This window comes from Mucilaginibacter sp. SG564, assembly GCF_013149275.1.
Taxonomy (GTDB): Bacteria; Bacteroidota; Bacteroidia; order Sphingobacteriales; family Sphingobacteriaceae; genus Mucilaginibacter.
Map to the genome: position 1 here is coordinate 455,081 of NZ_JABGNA010000006.1, position 23,317 is coordinate 478,397.

General features: G+C 43.9%; 22 protein-coding genes. 13 read left to right on the top strand and 9 right to left on the bottom strand.

Annotated features, from left to right (window positions below; genetic code table 11):
* Window positions 1–5 precede the first annotated feature (5 nt).
* Window positions 6–992, bottom strand: coding sequence for a UDP-glucuronic acid decarboxylase family protein (locus tag FHW89_RS16440; RefSeq protein ID WP_172336139.1), 987 nt, complete (start codon window positions 990–992; stop codon window positions 6–8).
* A 169-nt stretch (window positions 993–1,161) separates the two neighbouring features.
* Here FHW89_RS16440 and FHW89_RS16445 point away from each other — a divergent pair, with 169 nt between their 5' ends.
* From FHW89_RS16445 to hemH, 9 genes are all read left to right on the top strand, one after another.
* Complete coding sequence (locus FHW89_RS16445; protein WP_172336140.1) at window positions 1,162–2,490, top strand: glycosyltransferase N-terminal domain-containing protein; 1,329 nt, start codon at window positions 1,162–1,164, stop codon at window positions 2,488–2,490.
* A 122-nt stretch (window positions 2,491–2,612) separates the two neighbouring features.
* On the top strand, window positions 2,613–3,422 hold the full coding sequence (locus tag FHW89_RS16450; RefSeq protein ID WP_172336141.1) for an alpha/beta fold hydrolase: 810 nt from the start codon (window positions 2,613–2,615) through the stop codon (window positions 3,420–3,422).
* Between the two features lie 3 nt (window positions 3,423–3,425).
* On the top strand, window positions 3,426–4,049 hold the full coding sequence (locus FHW89_RS16455) for a lysophospholipid acyltransferase family protein (RefSeq protein WP_172336142.1): 624 nt from the start codon (window positions 3,426–3,428) through the stop codon (window positions 4,047–4,049).
* A gap of 133 nt (window positions 4,050–4,182) precedes the next feature.
* On the top strand, window positions 4,183–4,809 hold the full coding sequence (locus tag FHW89_RS16460) for a lysophospholipid acyltransferase family protein (RefSeq protein ID WP_172336143.1): 627 nt from the start codon (window positions 4,183–4,185) through the stop codon (window positions 4,807–4,809).
* 1 nt (window position 4,810) lies between these two features.
* Window positions 4,811–5,899, top strand: a complete 1,089-nt coding sequence (locus FHW89_RS16465; RefSeq protein ID WP_172336144.1) for a glycosyltransferase — start codon at window positions 4,811–4,813, stop codon at window positions 5,897–5,899.
* Window positions 5,878–6,552, top strand: a complete 675-nt coding sequence (locus FHW89_RS16470; RefSeq protein WP_172336145.1) for a carotenoid biosynthesis protein — start codon at window positions 5,878–5,880, stop codon at window positions 6,550–6,552. Before FHW89_RS16465 ends, FHW89_RS16470 begins: the two co-directional genes overlap by 22 nt.
* Before the next feature lie 345 nt (window positions 6,553–6,897).
* Window positions 6,898–7,749: a 4-hydroxy-3-methylbut-2-enyl diphosphate reductase gene (locus tag FHW89_RS16475; RefSeq protein WP_172336146.1), complete on the top strand. Its 852-nt coding sequence runs from the start codon at window positions 6,898–6,900 to the stop codon at window positions 7,747–7,749.
* Between the two features lie 30 nt (window positions 7,750–7,779).
* Window positions 7,780–8,472: a fatty acid desaturase gene (locus FHW89_RS16480; RefSeq protein ID WP_172336147.1), complete on the top strand. Its 693-nt coding sequence runs from the start codon at window positions 7,780–7,782 to the stop codon at window positions 8,470–8,472.
* A gap of 178 nt (window positions 8,473–8,650) precedes the next feature.
* Complete coding sequence (hemH, locus tag FHW89_RS16485) at window positions 8,651–9,682, top strand: ferrochelatase (protein WP_172336148.1); 1,032 nt, start codon at window positions 8,651–8,653, stop codon at window positions 9,680–9,682.
* Between the two features lie 151 nt (window positions 9,683–9,833).
* On the opposite strand, the gene FHW89_RS16490 is transcribed toward hemH, so the two are convergent.
* From FHW89_RS16490 to FHW89_RS16520, 7 genes are all read right to left on the bottom strand, one after another.
* Window positions 9,834–11,234, bottom strand: coding sequence for an aminopeptidase P family protein (locus FHW89_RS16490; protein ID WP_172336149.1), 1,401 nt, complete (start codon window positions 11,232–11,234; stop codon window positions 9,834–9,836).
* 761 nt (window positions 11,235–11,995) lie between these two features.
* A complete protein-coding gene (gene crtD / locus FHW89_RS16495) occupies window positions 11,996–13,468 on the bottom strand; it encodes a 1-hydroxycarotenoid 3,4-desaturase CrtD (protein ID WP_172336150.1) in 1,473 nt (490 codons plus the stop codon).
* 204 nt (window positions 13,469–13,672) lie between these two features.
* Window positions 13,673–13,876, bottom strand: a complete 204-nt coding sequence (locus FHW89_RS16500) for a hypothetical protein (protein ID WP_172336151.1) — start codon at window positions 13,874–13,876, stop codon at window positions 13,673–13,675.
* A 105-nt stretch (window positions 13,877–13,981) separates the two neighbouring features.
* The gene (locus tag FHW89_RS16505) at window positions 13,982–14,536 is read right to left on the bottom strand and encodes a type 1 glutamine amidotransferase domain-containing protein (RefSeq protein ID WP_172336152.1); all 555 of its coding nucleotides are present in this window, start codon (window positions 14,534–14,536) and stop codon (window positions 13,982–13,984) included.
* Window positions 14,537–14,871: 335 nt separating this feature from the next.
* The gene (locus tag FHW89_RS16510; protein ID WP_172336153.1) at window positions 14,872–15,765 is read right to left on the bottom strand and encodes a LysR substrate-binding domain-containing protein; all 894 of its coding nucleotides are present in this window, start codon (window positions 15,763–15,765) and stop codon (window positions 14,872–14,874) included.
* A gap of 12 nt (window positions 15,766–15,777) precedes the next feature.
* Entirely contained in the window at window positions 15,778–16,563 is a 786-nt protein-coding gene (locus tag FHW89_RS16515) for a hypothetical protein (protein ID WP_172336154.1), read from the bottom strand.
* A gap of 80 nt (window positions 16,564–16,643) precedes the next feature.
* A complete protein-coding gene (locus FHW89_RS16520) occupies window positions 16,644–17,651 on the bottom strand; it encodes an aspartate-semialdehyde dehydrogenase (RefSeq protein WP_172336155.1) in 1,008 nt (335 codons plus the stop codon).
* A gap of 943 nt (window positions 17,652–18,594) precedes the next feature.
* On the opposite strand from FHW89_RS16520, the gene FHW89_RS16525 reads away from it, so the two are divergent.
* The 4 genes from FHW89_RS16525 to FHW89_RS16540 all read left to right on the top strand — a co-directional run bounded on the left by FHW89_RS16525 (window position 18,595) and on the right by FHW89_RS16540 (window position 21,963).
* Window positions 18,595–19,545, top strand: coding sequence for an NAD-dependent epimerase/dehydratase family protein (locus FHW89_RS16525; protein WP_172336156.1), 951 nt, complete (start codon window positions 18,595–18,597; stop codon window positions 19,543–19,545).
* A 152-nt stretch (window positions 19,546–19,697) separates the two neighbouring features.
* Window positions 19,698–20,423, top strand: coding sequence for a YebC/PmpR family DNA-binding transcriptional regulator (locus FHW89_RS16530; RefSeq protein ID WP_172336157.1), 726 nt, complete (start codon window positions 19,698–19,700; stop codon window positions 20,421–20,423).
* Between the two features lie 139 nt (window positions 20,424–20,562).
* Window positions 20,563–20,778 (top strand): DUF2442 domain-containing protein, encoded by a 216-nt coding sequence (locus FHW89_RS16535; protein WP_172336158.1) that lies wholly within the window; start codon window positions 20,563–20,565, stop codon window positions 20,776–20,778.
* 90 nt (window positions 20,779–20,868) lie between these two features.
* Window positions 20,869–21,963, top strand: coding sequence for a hypothetical protein (locus tag FHW89_RS16540; RefSeq protein ID WP_172336159.1), 1,095 nt, complete (start codon window positions 20,869–20,871; stop codon window positions 21,961–21,963).
* A 189-nt stretch (window positions 21,964–22,152) separates the two neighbouring features.
* On the opposite strand, the gene FHW89_RS16545 is transcribed toward FHW89_RS16540, so the two are convergent.
* Window positions 22,153–22,950: a prolyl oligopeptidase family serine peptidase gene (locus FHW89_RS16545; RefSeq protein WP_172336160.1), complete on the bottom strand. Its 798-nt coding sequence runs from the start codon at window positions 22,948–22,950 to the stop codon at window positions 22,153–22,155.
* Between the last annotated feature and the right edge of the window lie 367 nt (window positions 22,951–23,317).

A 23,317-nucleotide genomic window follows, 5' to 3' on the forward strand; every position in this document is an offset into this window, starting at 1 on the left:
GTATATTAATGTTTATTATAGTACGTAAAATCCTTGTGGTTTATTTCTTTTTCGGGCAGCGATTTAAAATAATCAAGTGTGATTTTTAAACCCTCGCTGCGGGATACTTTGGGCTCCCAGCCTAAAATAGCTTTGGCCTTGGTAATATCCGGACGGCGCTGTTTTGGGTCATCAACCGGCAATGGCAGACTGATCAATTTTTGATCAGTTCCGGTTAACCTGATGATCTCCTCGCCAAATTGTCTGATAGTGATCTCATCGGGGTTGCCAATGTTCATCGGTTGCGCGTAATCACTGTGAAGCAGGCGGTAAATACCTTCAACCAGGTCATCTACGTAACAAAACGAGCGGGTTTGTGAGCCATCGCCAAACATGGTTAATGATTCGCCCCTTAAAGCCTGACCGATAAAAGCGGGTAATACACGACCATCGTTCAGTCGCATACGTGGGCCATAGGTATTAAAGATACGTACGATGCGGGTTTCCAGTCCGTGGAAAGTATGGTAAGCCATGGTAATGGCTTCCTGGAAACGTTTAGCCTCGTCATAAACGCCGCGCGGGCCTACTGGGTTTACATTACCCCAGTATTCTTCGGGCTGCGGGTTTACATTAGGATCACCATAAACTTCGGATGTTGAAGCGATCAGCATCCGGGAGCCTTTGGCACGGGCCAGCCCCAACAGGTTATGCGTACCCAGCGAACCCACTTTTAGGGTTTGGATAGGTATTTTTAAATAATCAATAGGACTTGCCGGTGAAGCAAAGTGCAGTATGTAATGCAATTCGCCAGGAACGTGTACAAACTTGGATACATCGTGGTTGTAAAACTCAAAGTTTTCCAGTTTAAACAGGTGTTCAATGTTACGCAGGTCACCAGTGATCAGGTTATCCATGCCTATAACATGGTAATCTTCTTTGATGAACCTGTCGCACAAATGCGAACCCAGAAAGCCGGCGGCCCCGGTTATTAATATCCTTTTACGATTTGACATACTTGTTCCGTTATTACGGGTGAGTGGTTGATTGAGTGAGTAGGTGAATGGTTAAATAGAAACAGTTATAAACTTAATCAACTACTCACTCAATCAACTACTCTCCTCATATTGTAATTATTGTTATTACTTTTATGCCCGGCTAAGATAATCATTCATACTTAAATTGATGTTTTTATATAACATTGGAATCAAATTATATTACTTCGCTGTATGGCTTGTTTCGTTTTTTAACACCAAGGCTGGTTTATGGATAAACGGGCGCCGGCAACAAAAAATAGCACCATTTAATAGTAGTATCTGGTTCCATTTTGCTTCACTTGGTGAATTTGAACAGGGCCGGCCAATTTTGGAAGCTGTGCGCCAGCAATATCCCGGCAAAAGCATTGTGGTTACTTTTTTTTCGCCCTCGGGCTACGAAATCAGGAAAAACACCCCCCTTGCCAATGCGGTTTATTACCTGCCTTTGGATACAAAAAACAACGCCCGTGATTTTATTGATACCATAAAGCCGGATATGGTTGTATTTACTAAATATGAGTACTGGTATCATTATTTTAAAGAGCTTAACCGGCGCAGCATTCCATTATATATTGTCTCCGGGATATTCAGGCCGGGACAGGTGTTTTTTAGATGGTATGGCGGTTTGCACCGTAAAATGCTGAGTTTTGTAACACATTTTTTTTTGCAGGACGAAAGCTCCAAACAATTACTCAGCGAGGTTGGAATTAACAACGTAACCGTAAGCGGCGACACCCGTTTTGACCGGGTATGGGCCAACGCGCAAAATCCGAAGGAAATAGCAGGCGTAAGTGAATTTAAGAACGGGAAAAAACTTTTTATAGCAGGCAGCACCTGGCCCGAAGATGAAAAATTGCTGGCCACCCTACCCGCTTTGTATCCCGACTGGAAGTTTATTTTTGCCCCGCATGAGATTGGTGAAGAAAAAGTAAACAACCTCATAGGTCTGTTGCCCCCAGGCTCAACCGTAAAATACTCACAACTGGGAGATAATTCAAAATTTAAAATTCAAAACCGCGCAGCGCTCTTGAACACCACAGAAGAAGAACAACTGGTGAAAAACTCAAAAGAGGTATCGGACCTACCTTTACCCCGCACCCCGCACCCCGCTCCTGAATATCCCCCAGTCCTCATCATAGATAACATTGGTATGCTGTCGTCTTTATATGCCTATGGCGATATAGCTTATATTGGCGGTGGGTTTGGTGTGGGTATCCATAATACGCTCGAAGCCGCGGCCTTCGGTTTACCCGTGATATTTGGCCCGAATTATTTAAAGTTTAACGAAGCACGGGAACTGATAGCGCTGAAAGCAGGTTTTAGTATTAGCGATGAAGCACAAATAAAAGGAATTGTAGATACTTTGATCAGCGACGAGGCATTTTACAGCACAACCAGCAGAAAGATATACAATTACGTACAGGAACATACCGGTGCCACGGAAATGATCATGAGCCATATAGATGTGCAGATGTGAGGATTATAGATGTGCGGATGCTTTTTGTCTGAACCGGAATTAACAGAATTTACGAATTAACAAAATTTGCACATTTGAAATCTGCACATTTGCACATCCGCATATCTGCACATCAAAAAATTATGGGTTTTTTACATCTGCCTGGTTTGGGTAAAGCGCATTTTCATGAATATGGTACCGGCCAGAAACCACTGCTGGCTTTTCATGGTTATGGCATGACGGGGAAACAGTTTCAGGTGTTGGAGCGCTCTATCCTACCCAAATACCACATTTACGGCTTCGATCACTTTTTTCATGGCGGCAGCAAGCTCGAAGGCTGGACAGAAGAGCAGATCACCGCGGGCATGCCCAAAAACATGGTACATACTTACATGCATGAGTGGTTTAAAATGTATGGCGAGCAACGGTTCTCGGTGATGGGCTATTCCATTGGCGCCAACCTGGCTCTGATATTATTGGAAGAATATGCTCATTTAATTGACGATGTGATATTAATGGCGCCGGATGGCTTGTCGGTATATAAAGGGTTTCATTTTTTGTTGCACAACCCGCTGGGTAAATTCATGTTCCGGAGGGTAACCAAAAGTAAATGGCTGGCCCCTTTTGTATTGAAAATCGTGAAACGGACGGGCCTGATAGACCAGAATCTGTACCAGATTGCTTATAATGAAATTGATACCGAACAAAAGCGGCTGGATACGTATTATACCTTAAATTTGATCCGTTTGCTGAAACCCGATGTGGAGAAAATAGCGGCCCGGATCAATCAGTATAAAATAAATTGCCAACTGATATTTGGTAAGGACGATAAGTTGTTCCCCAAATCGGCAGCGATGCCTTTTATTGAAAAACTGGATAATGCAGAGGTACACGAGCTGGCCTTGGGGCATTGGCTGGTTATTAAAGCATTGGATGAATATTTAGTACGATAAATTATGTTGCCATCGCGCCAGAATGATACTTTAAGCCGAATGTTTTACCGCTTTATGCGCTGGTGGATGGGGCGTAATTTTAAGGAGATCAACATACAGCCATTTGAGCCGCGCGCCGGGCATTCCATCCTATTGCTTACCAACCACTTTAGCTGGTGGGATGGTTTTTTTGCAAACTATGCCGCGTTTAATAACTTAAAGCGTCGCCTTTACATTATGATGCAGCATGATCATTTTTTAAAGCATTGGTATTTTAAATACCTGGGCGCTTTCTCTATGAAAAAAAGTTCGCGCGAAATGTTGGAGTCGCTCACCTATTCGGCCGGCTTGCTTAACAATCCGGAAAACCTGGTCACTATATTTCCGCAGGGAGCTTTATATTCTAATCATGAAACTTATATTCATGTGGAGAACGGTATTGAACGATTGATCAAACAGATCAAAGGTCCATGCCAGATAATTTACCAATGTACGTTGATAGATTATTTTGAGAGCCTGAAACCGCGGGCCTACATCCATCATTTTGACTGTGGTGTTGCGGGAGAAGTGCGGTTCGAGGAACTGAAACAACGTATTAACAATTTTCATCAGCAGGCTTTACAAAAACAGGCTAATATGGAACATTGATGGTATCAAGTAGTTAGTATCAAGTATCAAGATTTTTGATAAGATAATTTTGACACTTGTATATGAGTTATCTTTACATTTTAACTGTTGCTACAGTCTTGATACCTGATACTAACTACTTGATACTATAACAATGGTTTATCCGCAAAAAAACAAGTTGATACATTGGTTTTTTCATCATTATATCCTGCGGATAATCGGGCGTAATTTTCATGCGGTTCAGTTTGACCGGTTATCTGTACCTGGTGACAAAGCAGTTTTGCTGCTGGCCAATCATTTTAGCTGGTGGGATGGCTTTTTAATGTATTATTTAAACCATAAGCTGATAGGTAAAAAATTCCATATCATGATATTGGAAGATACCGTACGCCGGGTATCTTTTTTTAAATATATGGGCGCTTTTTCGATCAATAAAAATTCCAGGGATATCATACAAACCATAAATTACGCTGCAGAGCTGCTTCATGATCCGCAAAACCTGGTACTGATATTTCCGCAGGGGAAATTGTACTCCAATTTTGTTGACAAGGTGAATTTTGAAAAAGGAGTTTTGCGGATAATGGAGCAAGCGCAGGATAAGTTCAGGCTCGTATTTTCTGCAACATTTATTCAGTACTTAAAACACAAAAAGCCTACGGCTACCGTTTACTTAAAGGGGATAGACGAAAGTTTGGCTTGCAAAAATATAGATGAACTGGCACAGGCCTATCAGCAGCATTATGATTCAGCAAAACAACGTGAAACCGAAATAATATTATAAAGTGATCATTGCCATATCAATAACCCTCTTTTTTATTATTCTGCGTTTTACAGTAACCCTGTTTAATTTTATTTCCAACCCTAAATTGCACCGGGTGGGCAAGGCCTATCAGGATAAGGTATCCATCCTCATCCCGGCCCGTAATGAGGCTGATAATATTCTTTTGCTGCTACAATCTATCCATCAGCAGGAGTATCAAAATTATGAGGTGATCATTCTGGATGATGAATCAACCGATGATACGTATGCGGTTTGTGAGGCTTTTGCCGAAAACCATCCCCGTTTCCGGGTGATCAAGGGCGACAAATTGCCCGATGGCTGGATAGGCAAAAACTATGCCTGCCATCAACTGGCCCAGCAGGCTGCTGGTAAATACCTGCTCTTTTTGGATGCCGATGAAGAGGTAAAACCGGGGTTGATCAATAGCGCTGTACACCGCATGCATCTGCATCAGTTGGGTTTATTGAGCCTGTTTACCAATCAGCAGATGAAAACTCCCGGCGAAAGAGCCGTAGTGCCGCTCATGCATTTTATATTGTTAAACCTGTTGCCTGTACGACTCATATACCTGGTGAAAAATGCTTCGGTAGCCGCAGCCAGCGGTCAGTTTATGCTGTTTGATGCCGCCACTTACCACCAGCACCAATGGCACCAGGCTGCAAAAAATAAGGTGGTAGAGGATGTAGAGATTATGCGGCTCATTAAAGCCAATGCTTATAATGGCGAAGCTCTGTTGGCCAACGGGATGATCAGCTGCCGTATGTACAAAAGCTATAATGAAGCCATCAACGGGTTTAGTAAAAACTTCCTGGCGGCGTTTAATTATAGTATCATCGGCTTTTTAATTTATATCGTACTCATCATCGGCGGACCGATGATCGTGGCCATGACCCTGAATTTGCCCCTGTTGTTGTTTATGCTGGGACTGATAGCCTTGAGCCGCATTATGATCTCGCTGCTGTCAGATCAGAACCCGGTAAGCAACATCATCATGCATCCGGTGCAAATGTTCAATATGCTCGTCATCGCGGTTTTATCCATACAAAAATACCTCACCAAAACAACGGTATGGAAAGGGCGCAGGATTTGAAAAATCCACTAAAGGCGGCCACTACACGGCCACAGCGCGTATCTATTATCATCATTATATTATTTCATGCAGTGGGTTTAATAGGCTGTTCATTGCCGGCAACCGATGTGTTGTTTTTAAAACTGGTGCCCTGGCATTTGTTGCTCATGACCATTGTAATCGTATACAATCACCATCAATTGGAAAGTCGGTTTTTCCTTTTTGTTCTGCTGGTTTTTGCTATTGGTTTTGCGGCCGAATGGATAGGTGTGCATACGGGCCGGTTGTTTGGTAATTATACTTATGGCGAAACCCTGGGCTTTAAGCTTTTTCAAATACCCGTGATGATAGGCATAAACTGGTTTTTGCTCATCTACTCCACAGGAATATTGCTGCAACGAAGCCGCATCAAAAGCGGCATTGCTCGGATACTGGCCGGTGCTGTTATCCTGGTGTTATTGGATGTATTGATAGAGCCTATGGCCATCCATTTTGATTACTGGCATTGGACAAATAATCACATACCCCTTAAGAATTATGTTTGCTGGTTTGGTTTGAGCGCACTATTGCTTTTCTTATTTGATCAGTTTAAATTTAAGCGGCAAAGTATGGTAGCTCCTATGCTACTCATTATGCAGTTTGTGTTTTTTATGGCACTGGAGTTGCTGAACTGAAGTCCCTCCAGCACCCTAATATCATAAGTTAAGGGAGGTAAACCCCATTGGGGTTAAGCTTTGTAGAAAGCATCCGGTTTCAAGACCAGTGCCGTAGGTACTGTACTCAGGTTGCATACCTACGGCATGCTTAATACCTTCTTTTGTTTTCTACAAAGCTTTTACTCCTCCGGAGTAACTTTAAAGCAATAGCAATGCTACGCTTATCGCTGGATCAAGTTTTGTATAGGGGGATTTTAAGCAGATGATTTATGACGAAGCTTCGGTATATCGTTTTAACAAAAATCAACGAAATCACATAATCATTACCATCAACGGTTATTTTTGCTGTAAATTTGCAACATCATGGGAGAGTATCAGTTAAAGGTTACTATTGATCAGGATTCGGGCTTTTGTTTCGGGGTGGTGTATGCTATTGATATGGCCGAGGAAATACTGGCCGAGGATGGCTACCTGTATTGCCTGGGCGATATTGTGCATAACGATGAAGAAGTAGAACGCCTGAAAGCCTTAGGTTTACGTATCATTGAACACAGCGAGCTGGCCAATCTGCGAAACGAAAAAGTACTGATTCGTGCGCATGGCGAAGCTCCTGATACTTACCGCGTCGCCTTAGAGAACAATATTACCCTGATAGATGCCTCCTGCCCGGTGGTTTTAAAACTGCAAAATCGCATCAAAACATCTTACGATGCCAACGAAAAGATTCTGATATTTGGTAAGCACGGTCATGCCGAGGTTATTGGCCTGGAAGGACAAACCAATAACGAGGCCATCGTTTTTCAGGATATTGCTGAACTTGATAATGTAGAACTTCCTGAAAATATTACGCTGTATACCCAAACTACCAAAAGCATGGAAAAGTTTTACGGTATCAAGGACGAGCTGATATCCCGCGGATACAACCTGAAAGCAAACGATACCATTTGCCGCCAGGTATCTAACCGGGATAAGGACCTGCCCAAATTTGCAAGCAGGTTTGATAAGATCGTTTTTGTATCGGGGCGTAAATCATCAAACGGGAAAGTATTATTTGAGGTTTGCCGCAAGCATAATCCCAATACCTACTTTATCTCATCGGCAAGCGAATTGGATAAAAGCACGTTTTCGCCGAATGATACCATTGGCATAGCCGGGGCCACATCAACCCCCATGTGGCTGATGCAGGACGTAAAAGCCGCGCTCGAACAATTTTAACAGCACGCTTTTTGCTGTTGTATAATCATCATGCCAAAAAGCCTATCAAATACAGGTTTATTTATTGCCCTGCTGGTCATTGGCTGTTGGGTCGCGAGCATTGTTTTATTGATGCGCTGGCATTTCAGCTTTGCCAATCCACTGGTTTATTTGTTGGTGCTGGTTCAAATGCACCTGTACACGGGTTTATTTATCACCGCGCATGATGCCATGCACGGCACCGTTTCTCCCAATCGCACACTGAATAACCTTACCGGCTATATCTGTACTTTTTTATACGCCTCGTTCTGGTATCCCAAACTATACACCAAGCATCACCAGCACCACAGCCATGTACATACTGCGGATGATCCGGACTATCACGAAGGTGGTTTCTGGAGCTGGTATGTGCGATTTATTCGCAATTATTTATCGGTATGGCAAATTGTGGCGATGGCTATTGTATTCAATATTTTAAAATTGTGGATACCCCAGCCCAATCTGATCATGTTTTGGGTAGTGCCATCATTGTTAAGCACTTTGCAGCTGTTTTATTTTGGCACATATCAGCCCCACAAAGGCGAGCATGATAACCTCTATTTTGCCCGGAGCCAGCGGCGCAATCATGTAGCGGCGTTTTTGAGTTGTTATTTTTTCGGTTATCATTATGAACACCATGATGCGCCCTGGGTGCCTTGGTGGAAACTATGGCGAGCCTTGCCCGGTGCTGAGTCTAAAAAATAGTTTGTCATTCTGAACGGAGTGAAGAATCTATTAATCCACAAGCATAATTAAACAATAGATACTTCGTTCGTCAGGATGACAGACCTGCGGAACACGTACCAATCATTTATTTGTAAATTGTTCCCCCTTTAGGGGGATAGGGGGGTAATATTTTTATATTTTTGCGGCTGAAATAGTTATGGGTAAAAAAGCAGTTTTATTAGTAAATTTAGGTACGCCCGATAGCCCTTCAACGGCCGATGTACGTACTTATCTGAATGAGTTTTTGATGGATCCAAGGGTAATTGATATCAACCCTATATCGCGCACCCTGTTAGTACGCGGATTAATAGCTCCTTTCAGGGCTCCAAAATCGGCTAAATTATACCAGGCTATCTGGGATAAGGAAACCGGTTCGCCATTAATGCATTATAGTCTGTTACAGCAAAAAGCCCTGCAACAGCGCCTGGGTGATGAATACATTGTTGAACTGGCTATGCGTTACCAAAACCCTTCCATTGAATCGGCACTGAATAGGCTTAAAGCTGCTTTGGTTGATGATATACAGGTTATCGCGCTGTTTCCGCAATATGCATCGGCCAGTACCGGTTCTGTTTACGATAAGGTGATGGAACTATTGCTAGCCTGGGGCACCAAGCCTAATATCTCCTTCGTAAACTCTTTTCATGACAATGAAGGCATGATAGCCACCTTTGCCGATAACGCCCAAAAGTACCACCCCGAAAGCTATGATCACGTGTTGTTCAGCTTCCACGGTTTGCCGCAAAGGCAATTGGTTAAAGCCGATCATACCCAACAACACTGCTTAAAAGTTAATGACTGCTGCGGAACACTGACCGATGCCAATAAAAATTGCTATTCGGCACAATCGCATCATACGGCTAAATTAATTGCCCAGAAGTTGAATATCCCCCAGGATAAATATACCATTTGCTTTCAGTCGCGCCTGGGTAACGACCCATGGGTACAGCCTTACACCAGCGAAATTGTATCCAAACTGGCCAAGGAAGGTAAAAAGAGCTTACTGGTATTTTGCCCCGCTTTTGTAGCCGACTGCCTGGAAACCGTTTATGAAGTTACCACCGAATACGGCGACGAGTTTAAAGCCCTTGGCGGCGAAAAAGTTCAGCTTGTAGAGAGTTTGAATGATTCGCCTATCTGGATAGATGCTTTAGAGAAAATGGTAAGGGAAAACCATATTGCTGGCTGAACCCTGATTTCTCGGATTATAGGATTTCCTTGATTCCTTTAACCTCCAACATTCTTTGTCATGCTGAACGTAGTGAAGTATCTATTCTACGATTTGCATAGCTCGCAAACAGATCCTTCACTGCGTTCAGGATGACAAAATAAGAGTGATACTACCCCCTCAATCCCTCAATCTCTTTCAAAGTCTTTGGTAAATATTTACCTAGCAAGTGACTACCCGTATCGGTAATTAAAAAGTTATCCTCAATACGAATGCCGCCGAAATCGCGGTAGGTGTTCAGTACATCGTAGTTGATAAAATCGGCGTATTTGTTTTCGGCTTTCCAGCGATCGATTAGCTCCGGGATGATATAGATGCCCGGTTCTACAGTCAATACGTAACCGGCTTCCAGCTCGCGTCCCAGGCGCAGTGATTTCAATCCGAACACGGTTTCTTTTTTCAGCGTATCGGTATAGCCCACGTATGGTTCGCCCAGATCCTCCATGTCATGTGTATCCATGCCCAGCATATGCCCCAACCCGCATTGAAAAAACATGGTATGCGCGCCGGCAGCAACAGCCTCGGCTGCATCGCCTTTCATCAGGTTCACTTGTTTTAGTCCTTCCACCAGTTTTTGACAGGCGGCAAGGTGAATATCTTTATAACGCGTACCCGGTTTTAGCAGACTGATAGCATGGTTCATTGAATTAAGCACCACCTCGTATAGCTCTTTTTGCTTGCTGGTAAAGCTGCGGCCCACCGGGAAAGTACGGGTAAGGTCGCCGCCGTAATGCATATCATTTTCGGCACCAATATCGCTCAGTACCATGTTGCCATCCTGCAGTATATTGCCATAATAATGAGTATGTAGTGTTTGGCCATGGGTGGTAATAATGGCCCCATAACCCAGGCGACCATTAGCTGCCAATGCTACTTCATTGGCTATGGCCACCAGTTCATACTCCTTAATGCCGGGGCGGGTGGCTTTAATAACTGCCAGCTGCATATCCACACTAATATCAACCGCTTTTTCCATTTCCTGTATCTCCAGCGGTGTCTTGATCACCCGTTGCGCAATTACTGCTTTGATGAGTTTAACCGATACATGATCCTGCACATCAGCCAGGCTTACATTGAACCAGGTAGCCAGTTTTATGCGGTTTTCGGGACGGTAAGGCGGTAAAATATGTACTTTTCTGCCGGCTATCAGCGCTTTATGTACGTAATGCAGTATCTGGTCGAGCGGTTTGGTTTGGGTAACGCCTACCAATCCCGCCATTTCGTGTACGGTAGGCAGGGTGCCTGTCCAAATAATATCGTCAATGGTTAATTCGTTACCGAAGATCACTTCCTCGCCAGTGTCGGTATCAATGATGGCGGCCAGGTTTTGCACATCCAGACCAAAGTAGTAAAGAAAAGTGCTGTCCTGACGAAAGGGGTAGCAATTGTCTTTATAATTCATGCTGCTATCCTCGTTACCTAACAACAGGATAATGCCATCCTGCCCGATAGTTTGCTTTAATATATTCCTTCTGTCGGTATAAACCTGTTTGTCAAAAAGCTGAAGTTTCATAGGTTGTTATATTGAATGGGTAAAGATAAAGGCTTTTTGCTTTATCATGCAATGAATCGACTTATGGGGACCTACACTCTTCCTTTTCCACACGTCATTGCGAGGTTACGAAGGCAACCGACTGGAGGGAGCTCATTAATACCTATAAAAAACAATTAAAAAAATTAATAATCGCTATACCGTACAGGGCGAATAATGCAAGTCGTAGAACGCTCAATTGCCGCTGGAGCTGTTACTTTTGTCTTGATACAAAAGTAACCAAGACCGAGCGTAGCGAGATAATGAGTACCAATAAAAAACAAACAACAACGAATAAATCAAGTCAGCAGTGAGGCTTGTTTGCCGCACAAAGCCTTTGCCCTGCAAACCGGACAGAACCACGGGCTGCAATTATTTTGCCCGACTTCGTTCGCTCTTACCCCGCCCTTCAGCAAAAACTTGCTATGCCCCTCCAATGGCACTTGGCCACCATTGTTCTGCCGCTTTCGCCCGAAGCTGTTCTGCTGACGGGAAAAAGAAAAATTGATCAAAGGTTCTGTTGCGCTATAAAAAGAAATCCTACCAATCCATTAATCAGGAAAATCATGGTTCAGAAATCACTGACTCACTAATTCAATAATTAAACTGCGTTAGCAGCGGATACCGGCCGGTGACTAATGCCTGTGCAGTATGAGCGGATAGCCCGGGCCGAAGGTAACGCCCTTATTAAAGACAAGGATCAAGGCAAAAGCGAAAAATCAACTCACTAATTCAATAATTAATTAACCAATCCAATTATTTACAATTTTGGCCGAAAGCAGGCAAAGCGGAATACCCCCGCCCGGATGCACGCTGCCGCCGCAGAAATACAGATTTTTGATGGCCGACGACCGGTTGGCATGCCGTAAAAATGCCGCGAACTGGCTATTGGAGCTGGTGCCATATAACGAGCCCTGGTACGATGATGTTTTGCTTTCGATACTGCGTGGATCGAGGATACTTTCGGATAGGATCAGAGGATTGATATCCTCGCCCAGAAGGCGGCTCAGTTTGGTTATTATATTTTGGCGCGCGGTGCTGATAAGGCTTTCCCAATCCTGCCCGGTATTGGCGGGTACATTGATCATGGTAAACCAGTTTTCGCAGTCTTGCGGGGCATCATCGGGCTTGTATTTGGAGCTGATGTTAACGTATATTGTTGGATCGTGGTAAATATCTTTTTGCTGCCAGATATGATCAAATTCAGCTTTATAATCCTTACTGAAAAAGATGTTATGCAGGTTTAGCTGCGCGAATTGCCTCTTGATACCCCAGTAAAATATCAGGGCCGAGCTGCTGCGTTCCTGCCTCAATATCTTTTTAGGAAACAGGTGCGGATGTTGCTTTAGCAGTTTGTGATACGTGAACCACACATCCATGTTGGATACGATGATATCGGCGGGTATCAATTCTCCTTTTATTTTGATGGCTTTGGCAATTTGTTTTTCCAGGACGATTTCTTCAACAAGGGCGTTGTAATGAAATTTTACCCCCAGTGATTCAGCCAGTTTTACCAGGCTACTCACGATGCTATATATACCACCATGCGGGAAATAGGCCCCATAATGCTGCTCCAGGTGCGGGATCACATTCAGGGTAGCCGGGGCGGTATAAGGGTTTGATCCGTTATAGGTGGCGTAGCGGTCGTAAAATTGTGTAAGGCGTTTATCTTGAAAAAAACGTTGATTGGCGGTGTGCATAGCACGGAAGGCATCTATCTGCGGAAACCTGAAAACAGAGCGCACCGTATCCCATTGTAAATAGGTTTTTAAGCGATGTAATGATCGCTCCAGAAAAACATGATTGGTAATACTATAGATATTCGCGCTGTTTTTTAAATATTTTTTAACGGAATTAACGGGCTCTGCAGTTTGCTGACTTACCTCTGCAGCAAAACGTTCCTGATCTGCATAAGCATTCAGGCTGGTACCATCTTCATAAAAATACCGGCAAACTACATCCAGTTGTTCATAATTAAAAAAATCACGCGGGTTTTTACCGGCAAGGGCAAACAACTCATCCACATAATGCGGCATGGTGAACAGGCTGGGCCCGGCATCAAACCTAAAGCCATCTTGCTCAAACTCGGATAGCTTGCCGCCTGGATAACTATTGGCTTCGAAAACATCAACCAGGTAACCTTTTACTGCCAACCGGATGGCTGTGGCAATACCGGCGATACCGGCACCAATGATCAACGCTTTTTTTACAGGCATAGGGTAAAGATAAAAAAGCCCTCTCTATATATCCCTCTGAAGGAGGCAACTTTTATTATTGGCGTATGTCATAAAAAAGGGCAGAATCACGAATGATTCTACCCCCAGTTAGGTTATTGTACTGAATTTGTCCTGAATGATTATGGAACATGCTTCACAGCGTGCCCGGTTGACAAACTCGGCATCATAAGCCTGTATAAATACTCAACAGGATTTATCGGTTATTGTTTTCTTACGTTTGTTTAAACTTTGGCCAAGGTATAAAAGTAATATGCCTATGCTAATACCTTTTAAAAAGCCATCCAGAGCATCTGATTCGGATTTGTATATGAATTTAACAAAAAAGCTTAATGCCAGCAGGAACAATCCTAATGACAACAGATATTTTACGGGGATAAGCGATAGCATGATTTATTACATTTATTATCCCAAAGTTAAATGATAAGTATTGAAATTAAAAAGGCACTCTTGTTTATCAAGGGCGCCTTTATTTATAGGGATAAAGTTAACTTATCAAGCGTCATGATGTACACCTTCGCCTATCTCCTCAATGGCCTTGCGATTAAACGCATCCAGATCGGCCGGTCGGCGACTGGTCACCAGGCCCTGATCAACCACCACTTCTTCATCAACCCAATCGGCTCCGGCGTTTTTAAGATCGGTTTGCAACGAAGGGTAGGATGTTAACCTTCGCCCTTTGATCAACCCAGTCTCTATCAATAATTGCGGGCCATGGCATATAGCGGCTACAGGTTTACCTTCATCTAAAAATGCCGACGCAAAGGCTACCGCATCTTTATTTTGCCGTAGTTTATCCGGATTGAGCACACCGCCGGGCAATACCAACGCGTCATAGTCATCCGGACTAACTTCGCTCAATTGCCGGTCTACATTTATCTCGATACCCCAGTTGGTTTTATCCCATGCTTTAATAGTGCCGCTTTTGGGCGATATCACATGTACGGTTGCACCGGCTGCTTCCAGTGTATGTTTAGGGCTTGTTAATTCTACCTGCTCAAATCCCTCTTCAGTCAGGATCGCTACTTTTCTGTTACTCAAACTTGCCATAATAAATATTAATTTAATTTTAAATTATAAAAATTAAGTATAATATAATTACAGGTGGAATGGCGGATGGTTTTTGTTATTTGAAAATAAAGGAGAGCTCCGCCCTATGTCCGTTAGTAGTCACAGGTAACGGCTACTTAACGTCATTTTTTATGGTTTACATGTAAACCCAGTTTATGGGATGCTATTTGATTTAATTTATTGACTATGAATATTTTGTGATTGTATTGACCCTAAAAAGTGTAAACCATGTAAACCCACTTTTTGCCTTGTGCTGGTTACAAATGAGTACTGGTTTTAGCTCCCTCTCTTTTGGAGAGGGCTCGGGTGAAGGGCTACTTATGCCCCAGGGCGAAATTGATAAAATTGCTGGTTAGACCATAATCCTCAGTACCCTTGCGGCGGATGAAGAAGAAATCGCGGGTGATCTTCAGGCCTTCAATGGGTACTTCTACCAGGTCACCTTCGGCCAATTGGCGGATGATGGACGGGCGCGGCATAAAGCCCAGGCATTGGTCGGCCAGGAGAAAGTTTTTCAAAGCCTCGGTACCACCCAGGCGGATCTTTACCGATAGATCGGCCGGTTTGATATGCAGGGCCGAAAGCGATTTTAACACCGCATTCAATGTGCCTGAACCGCGTTCCCGTACCGCCAATGGCGTTTTTAACAATTGTTTTAGTGTAAGCGATTTACCCGCCAGCGGACTTTTAGCCGAGCATACCGGTATCACCTCATCGCTCATAAATGGCGTATAAGATACCGTGGTAAGCTTGTTATCCACCTCGATGATGCCAATATCCACCTCATGGTTAAGCAGGGCGTTCAGGATATATTCTGAATTTCGGTTCACCAGTTGCACATCCACATTGGCATACTCGCGCTGAAAGCCCGAAAGTATAGAAGGCAAAATATACAGGGCGATGGTAGTACTGGCTCCCAAACGCAAATGCCCCGCCGCCTGAGACAAATTACTGAGCACCGAAAGATCATACTCTATCTTGCGTTCAATTTCGGTAGCCTGTTGCAGGTATTCGTTGAGTTTGTTACCCGCATCGGTAAGTAAAATGCTGTTACCCTTACGCTCAAACAAGGGTACTTTATATTGATCTTCCAGCGCCTTAACGTGTTTGCTGATGGCAGGCTGTGTAATAAACAGCACCTGTGCAGCCTTACTGAAACTCAGGTTAGCAGCCACTTCCATAAACACACGGTGAGCAAAGGATATCATTTGGCTAAGTTATCATTTTAACTTCTCAAAAAAGCGCCCGTTGAATTTATAGGTGATCAGTTTATGGGTCATTTTATGATTATAGTCAACCAGTGGCGTGCGGATAGTTTGTGTAGCTTTGTCAAAATAAATGGCCGGGTATGATGGCCAGTCGGCTATGGAGCTCACATCAAAATCATAATGCAGCTGGCTGTACACCCCGGTCGGCGTTTTGATCAGTGGTGGATTACTGATGAGCTTTCCTTTATCAATAGTAAATATTTTCAGGCCCTGTCCGGCTTTTGTAGCCGAATAAACCGAATTATAGGTAGCTAAATAATAGACTTTGCCGGCAGTAGCAAAAGTGTATATTTTGGGGTACCAGAGGGACACGTATCCTTTTTTACCAATAGTATCCATTTTTAACAGCGAAACCGTTTGTCCTGCGTTTTTGTATTGCAATACGTTATAAATATCAAAGCTACCTTTAACGCCCAGTTGTGTGTTCCAGGAATAGGTACGGAAAATGCCATCGGCAGAAGTAGCTATCACCAAACGTTCTTTAACCAGCGAGGTAAAAGGCTGGTTAATGGTAGCCGGATATTTGGAAGCATAATACTTGAGCTTAACAGCGAAGATCTTGTTTTGCTTCAGCAGCGAGTCCATCGCTTTCCATTCCTTTTTGTGCGCGCCGTAATAGTTTACTTTCTTCAATATCCGCAGCAGATCGCCTTCAATAGCCTGCGGGCTATTCTGCGCAAACAAACGGGCTGAAGCTAAACAACAGCAGAAAACAACTATCAGCTTAATGGTTTTCATGGGAAACATTCGGCAATAAAAATAGGGATAATCAACCGATCATCCCTATTAAAAATATTATCTAAGTTAAATTATTCTACTTATGCTTCAACCGGCTGACCGATCAAATGCGCAGCTGCCAGGTACTCGGCAATTTGCACGGCGTTAGTAGCAGCACCTTTACGCAGGTTGTCTGATACTATCCAGCAGTTCAGGGTATTGTCCTGGGTTTCGTCACGGCGGATACGGCCTACAAAAACCTCATCCTTATCATGCGCATCAAGCGGCATCGGGTATTTCAGGTTGGCAGGATCGTCAACCACAACAATACCTGGCGATTTAGCCAGCAACTCACGTACTTCGGCCAGGTCAAAATCGTTAACAAACTCAATGTTAACCGACTCCGAGTGACCACCCATAACCGGGATCCGTACAGTGGTAGCAGTAACTTTAATACTATCATCGCCCATGATCTTTTTGGTTTCCAGGATCATTTTCATTTCTTCCTTGGTATAACCATTCTCGGTGAAAACGTCAATCTGCGGAATCACGTTCAGGTCGATAGTATAAGGATAAACTTTCGGTCCGTCGATACCTTTACGTTCGTTAAATAACTGGTCGACAGCTTTTACGCCGGTACCGGTTACCGATTGGTAGGTAGAAACTACTACGCGTTTAATTTTGTATTTATCGTGCAGTGGTTTTAAAGCCACAACCATTTGTATGGTAGAGCAATTCGGATTGGCGATAATCTTATCATCAGCGGTCAATACATCGGCATTTACTTCGGGCACCACCAGTTTTTTGGTAGGATCCATGCGCCATGCCGATGAATTGTCAATAACAGTTGTACCAGCGGCCGCAAATAAAGGAGCCTGCTGTAATGAAGTGCTTCCGCCGGCCGAGAAAATCGCTACGTCCGGCTTCATCTTAATCGCATCCTCAACAGAAACCACCTTAAACTGCTTACCCTTAAAAGTAATTTCTTTACCAATACTTTTCTCTGAAGCTACGGGAATTAATTCTGTAACGGGGAAGTTGCGTTCTGCAAGAACCTGCAACATTTTGGTGCCTACTAATCCTGTAGCACCTACTACTGCGACTTTCATTTTGTTGTTATTTGTTTTTGATCTATAATGAAGCTTCCATCGGAGGTTTCATTTTGTTTAATTGTTATATATTAAAATGTTAAACTCCAAATATGCGATTTTTTTTCGAGGAATTGAACTTAATCTATCAGATTGGTAGTTTATATGATTATTGAATTATCAATTTATTGAATTATGGACTTGGTTTTCCCTTTTGTCTTGATTCTTATCTCTTGATTCTCATATCTGCAATATGGCGTTGCCTCCGGCCCGCGCTATCCGCTCATAGGGCTGCAGGCATTAGGCACGAAACCGGTATCCGCTGCTATCGCAGTTTAATTATTGAATTAGTGATTTAGTGAATTACTGAATTTTGTCTGAACCATGATTTTTCGGATTGTAGGATTACATGATTTCTTCATTATTCGATTAAACTCATTTGTCATCCTGAGGAACGAAGGATCTATTCTTAAAATGCATACCGTTTAATAGATGCTTCACTCCGTTCAGCATGACAAACATATTGTAAAAGATTCCCTTCTTTTTCCCGTCAGCAGATAAGCTTCGGGCGAAAGCGGGCAGAACAATGGTGGCTTGTGCGGCTGCGGGGCATAGCAAGTTTTTGCTGAAGCGCCGCTGGGATTGCGCGAACGAAGTAGGGCAAAATAATTGCAGCCCTGGTTCTGCCTGCTTTGCAGGGCAAAGGCCAAGTGCGGCAAAGAAGCCTCTCTGCTGAAAGCCTTTTGGTTACTTTGTGGCCACAAAGTAAAGGCCCTCCCGCGGCCAAGAGTGGGTCTTGAACTATTCAAAACCACAATTCATTCCAATAATGATCTTAATCAACTCCCCGGCCAGGAGCGGCTCCCGAACTATTCAAAACCACAAATTAACCACTCACATAATCTAACTTAATCAACTACTCTCCTAACAAGAAATTTTTACCTTTGCCTAAACTCAAAAATACATGAGCGAAAAGATTTTAGTGATAGGAGCCAACGGCCAGATAGGGACAGAACTGGTTGTTGCTTTACGAAAGATACACGGCGCCGAAAGCGTTATAGCATCCGATATCAATGATCCGGGTTATGCCATACGCCACAGCGGCCCATATGAGCTGGTGAACGTGCTGGATAAGGACAATCTGCACCACATATTTGATAAACACCGCCCTACACAGGTTTACCTGCTGGCAGCTATACTCTCGGCCGTAGGTGAACAAAAACCAAAATTGGCCTGGGACTTGAACATGACCGGCCTCATCCACATACTTGATTTTGCCGTGGAGTTTAAAACCGCCAAAGTTTTTTGGCCAAGCTCTATAGCGGTATTCGGGCCAAATTCGCCGCAGTTCCATACGCCGCAATATTGTGTAATGGATCCTAACACCGTTTACGGCTTCAGCAAACTGGCCGGCGAACGCTGGTGCGAATATTACTTTACCAAATACGGGCTCGATGTGCGCAGTATCCGCTATCCCGGCCTCATTGGCTGGCGGGCCAATCCGGGCGGCGGCACCACCGATTATGCCGTGCATATATTTCACGAGGCACTAAAAAAAGGAAAGTATACCAGCTTTCTATCGGCTGATACCGCTTTGCCGATGATGTATATGGATGATGCCATCAGGGCCACCATATCCTTAATGGATGCCCCGGCCGAACAATTGACCATCCGCTCATCATACAACCTGGCAGGTATCAGTTTTACCCCGACTCAACTGGCCGAGGAGATCAAAAAACAGATCCCGGATTTTGAGATCAGCTATGCCGAAAACGATCCGAGGCAGGCCATTGCCGATAGCTGGCCAAAATCAATTGATGATAGTTATGCCGAAAGAGACTGGGGCTGGAAACTGGAATATGATTTGGCGGCCATGGCCAATGATATGTTAACTAATTTAAAAAACACCCTATAAGCTAAAGGCCGAAAGCGTAAAGCAAAAAGCTAAGGGTTTGAAACTTATATAAAACAAATATTATATTTAACCACTTTACCCCAATTGGGTAAGCAGTTATAAATACTCAGGTTGATCTATGAACCATCAACCATGAACAATGAACTAAAAACATGGGAAGAGCATTTGAATTCCGCAAAGAAAGAAAATTTAAACGCTGGGCCAAAATGGCCGTGCAGTTTACACGTTTAGGCAAAGAGATTGTGATGGCCGTGAAAGCAGGCGGTGGTGATGTTACGACCAACTCGCGCCTGCGCACCGCGGTACAAAATGCCAAAGCGGTAAACATGCCAAAAGATCGTGTGGAGGCTGCTATAAAAAGAGCCGTGAGCCGCGACGAAAAAGACTACGAAGAAATTGTATACGAAGGTTATGCACCACACGGAGTAGCCGTATTGGTGGAAACCGCTACCGATAACACCAACCGTACGGTAGCCAACGTACGCAGCTATTTTACCAAAACCGGTGGTTCGTTAGGTAAAACCGGTTCATTGGATTTTATTTTCACCCGCAAATCGGTATTTACTTTTGAGCCGGGCGACCGCGACCTGGAAGAGCTGGAATTTGAATTGATTGATGCCGGTTTGGAAGAGCTTTTTGTGGAGGCCGATGAAGAAGGTAAAGACATTGGTGTGATCCATACCGCGTTTGAGGATTTTGGTAAAATGCAAAAAGCATTGGAGGAACTGGGTATCGAACCAAAATCGGCAAAACTGGAGCGCGTGCCGCAATCATTCCACGAAGTTACCGAAGAGCAGGTGGCCGATATCATGAAACTGATAGATAAACTGGAAGAGGACGACGACGTACAGGCGGTTTATCACAATATGGCGGAGTAAGCCCCACCCAACCCTCTCCTAAAGGGAGAGGGCTTTAAAATAAAAAATATGTCATTGCGAGGAGGGGCGACGAAGCAATCGCGAACCAAGCGAAGCCGACGTCTTTTTGACTTTTGAATTTTAACTTTTTAATTAAAAAATGCCTCTATTCAGTTCACGTAAGGAAGAAAAAAAGGTAAAAGTAACTTTTGCCAACGGCTTGCTTTTTGTCGAAAAACCGGATGGCAAGCAACAGGCGTTTCCGCTGGAATGGTTCCCGAAACTGATGAACGCTACCGACGAGGAGCGGGATGACTGGAAACAAACCGATAAAGGCATCCACTTTAATCAACTTGATCTGGACGTGAATTTTTAAAATAGAAGCAAGAGATAAGAGTCAGGAATCAAGACGAACTCCATATTTATCTTGATTCCTGATTCTTGTTTCTAATAGTCTGAAAAGAATATGACTTTCGAAGAGTTTTTTAAAAAAAAGAAGATCGATCTGGTGGCCCTTGAACAGGGTGAGCGGTCGCTGTTTTCTGAATTTAAAACGCACTTTGAGCAAATGGGCGAAAAAAGTTTCGACCATACCAAAAAATACTGGTTCAATAAACTCAGGCGACAGTTCCCGGCCGCACCAGAAATAAAAACAGAAAAGGTAAGGATAGAGAACCCTCTGGCTGAGCAAACCATTACCGAAAGCCTTACAGAGCAAGCGGCGCCATCACCTAAACTGGGGTTCGCGCCCAAATTCAGGGCTGGTGGAGTTGCCAAACCTACAGAAGAAAAGCCGGAAACCCAAGCAGACGAAACTACACCTGCTGCTGATCAAACCACTGTCAAGCCGGCATTTAAACCCCGCTTTAATCCAGGCATGGTAAAGCCAAAGCCAGAAGAGGGGGCGACAGAGCCAGAGAAAGAGCCCGAATCCAAAGAAGAAAATATTACATTAGCAGCCGACGCTCCAAAGCCGACATTTAAACCACGTTTTAATGCCGCTATGGTGAAACCCAAGCCTGCGGATGAAACTACCGCAGAGCCGCAAGAAAAGCCCGAAGCGAAAGAAGAAAATACTACACCACCAGCTGATGCTCCCAAACCGGCATTTAAACCCCGCTTTAATGCCGCTATGATGAAGCCGAAACCAACTGAGGAAACGCCTGAATCACCAAAAGAGCCCGAAGCGAAAGAGGAAAATACTGCGCCACTTGCCGACACTCCGGCAAAGCCAGCCTTTAAGCCTCGGTTTAACGCGGCCATGATGAAGCCAAAACCTGCTGAAAGCGAGCCTGCGGCAGAAGAATCGCAGGAAGTAAAACCGGAGATAAAAGAAGAGCCTGCAACACCTGCCGAGCCCGCTACTCCCAAATTAGGTTTTAAACCGAGGTTTAACCCAGGTATGGGAAAACCAAAACCTGCGGAAGCAGAAACGGCACCAGAAGAAAAGCCGGAAGATAAAATGGATACTCCTCCACCTGCGGAAGAACCTGCTCCCAAACTTGGGTTTAAGCCCAGGTTTAATGTAAAAAACCCGCCGCCGAAGCCAACTGAAGAATAACTGATAGTATGTTTTCTCCACGCGTCATTGCGATTGCATAGTGTGGATAACCGACCGTAGGGAGCTCATTAATACCTTGAAAAAACAATTAACAATATTAATAATCCCCTACTTTACAGAGGCTCCCTGCTAATCGGGGATTGCCACGTCGTTCCTCCCCGCAATGACGCGTGGAGAGATTGTTAGCTTCTATTTACTATGCGAAAACAGCCAGCTAAACAGATCCGGCTCCTTAAAGGCATAATCCCAGCTGTTATGGTCAACGCCTGGGTAAAGGGTAAACTTAGGGTTACCACCGGCTTCCTTAATAGCAGCTACCATCACTTCGGAGTGATCGGCCGGAACAACACTGTCCTTACTGCCATGGAAGATCCACAGCGGTACCTTTTTGGCGTATTTTTTAGCGTTCAGCGTATTGTCGCCACCGCAGATGGCAAAGGCCGCGGCAAATATCTTGGGTTCGCGGCCAATAATTTCAAATGTGCCCATGCCGCCCATGCTCAGACCGCCTACATATACGCGGTGTTTATCAACAAAAGGTTTATCCAAAAACTGGTCGACCAGCCCCATGAGTAATTGCATAGCTATAGTGGGTTGTTCATTTACCTGGAATACGAATTTGCGTTTTTGTGTAGCAGGATCGGTTTCCTGCTGTACGTTTGACCAGTAGCTGTTGGCCGGGCACTGCGGGAAAACTATAATGGCTTCATATTTTTCGCGCACACTGTCCTGCAACAGGCGCGATGGGCCATATTTTAATTGCGACTCATTATTATTACCACGTTCACCCGCACCGTGCAGTACAAATAACAGCGGATATTTTTTGTTAGGGTCGAAATGTTTGGGGAACAGTAAGCGGTAAGGTAAAGTATCGCCTTTTAAGGCGTAGCTGCCGCGGTCAAAAGAAGATAGATTTTGGGAACGGGCCGAAAAAGAAAATGCTAAGAGTAAACTTAGCATTCCCAGTATAAATTTTTTGTGGATCATGGGCTATGTTTAAGATCTGTTTAATTCAATAGTTATTAAACAAATTTAATACCTTTTGATCTACATTTTTTTAATATTTTTTTGCAGCGGCAACAATGAACATAAAAGCTACTGATTTTTAATGTATGCCGGTGGACAATTACAGGTGTTGGGAGGGGGGAGAAGTTGGAGAATTAATTTTCTATCTAAAAAATAAAAAACGCGTCATTGCGAGGTACGAAGCAATCCCTAACTATACAGAGCCGCTCTGTATTTTAGGGATTGCCACGCTGCGCTCCTTTAGATTAGCATAATTATTATATTGAATTATTTGATTGAGAAAGAAGCAGGGTAAACTATGCTTCGCTCCGGGTTAGTGACTCACATT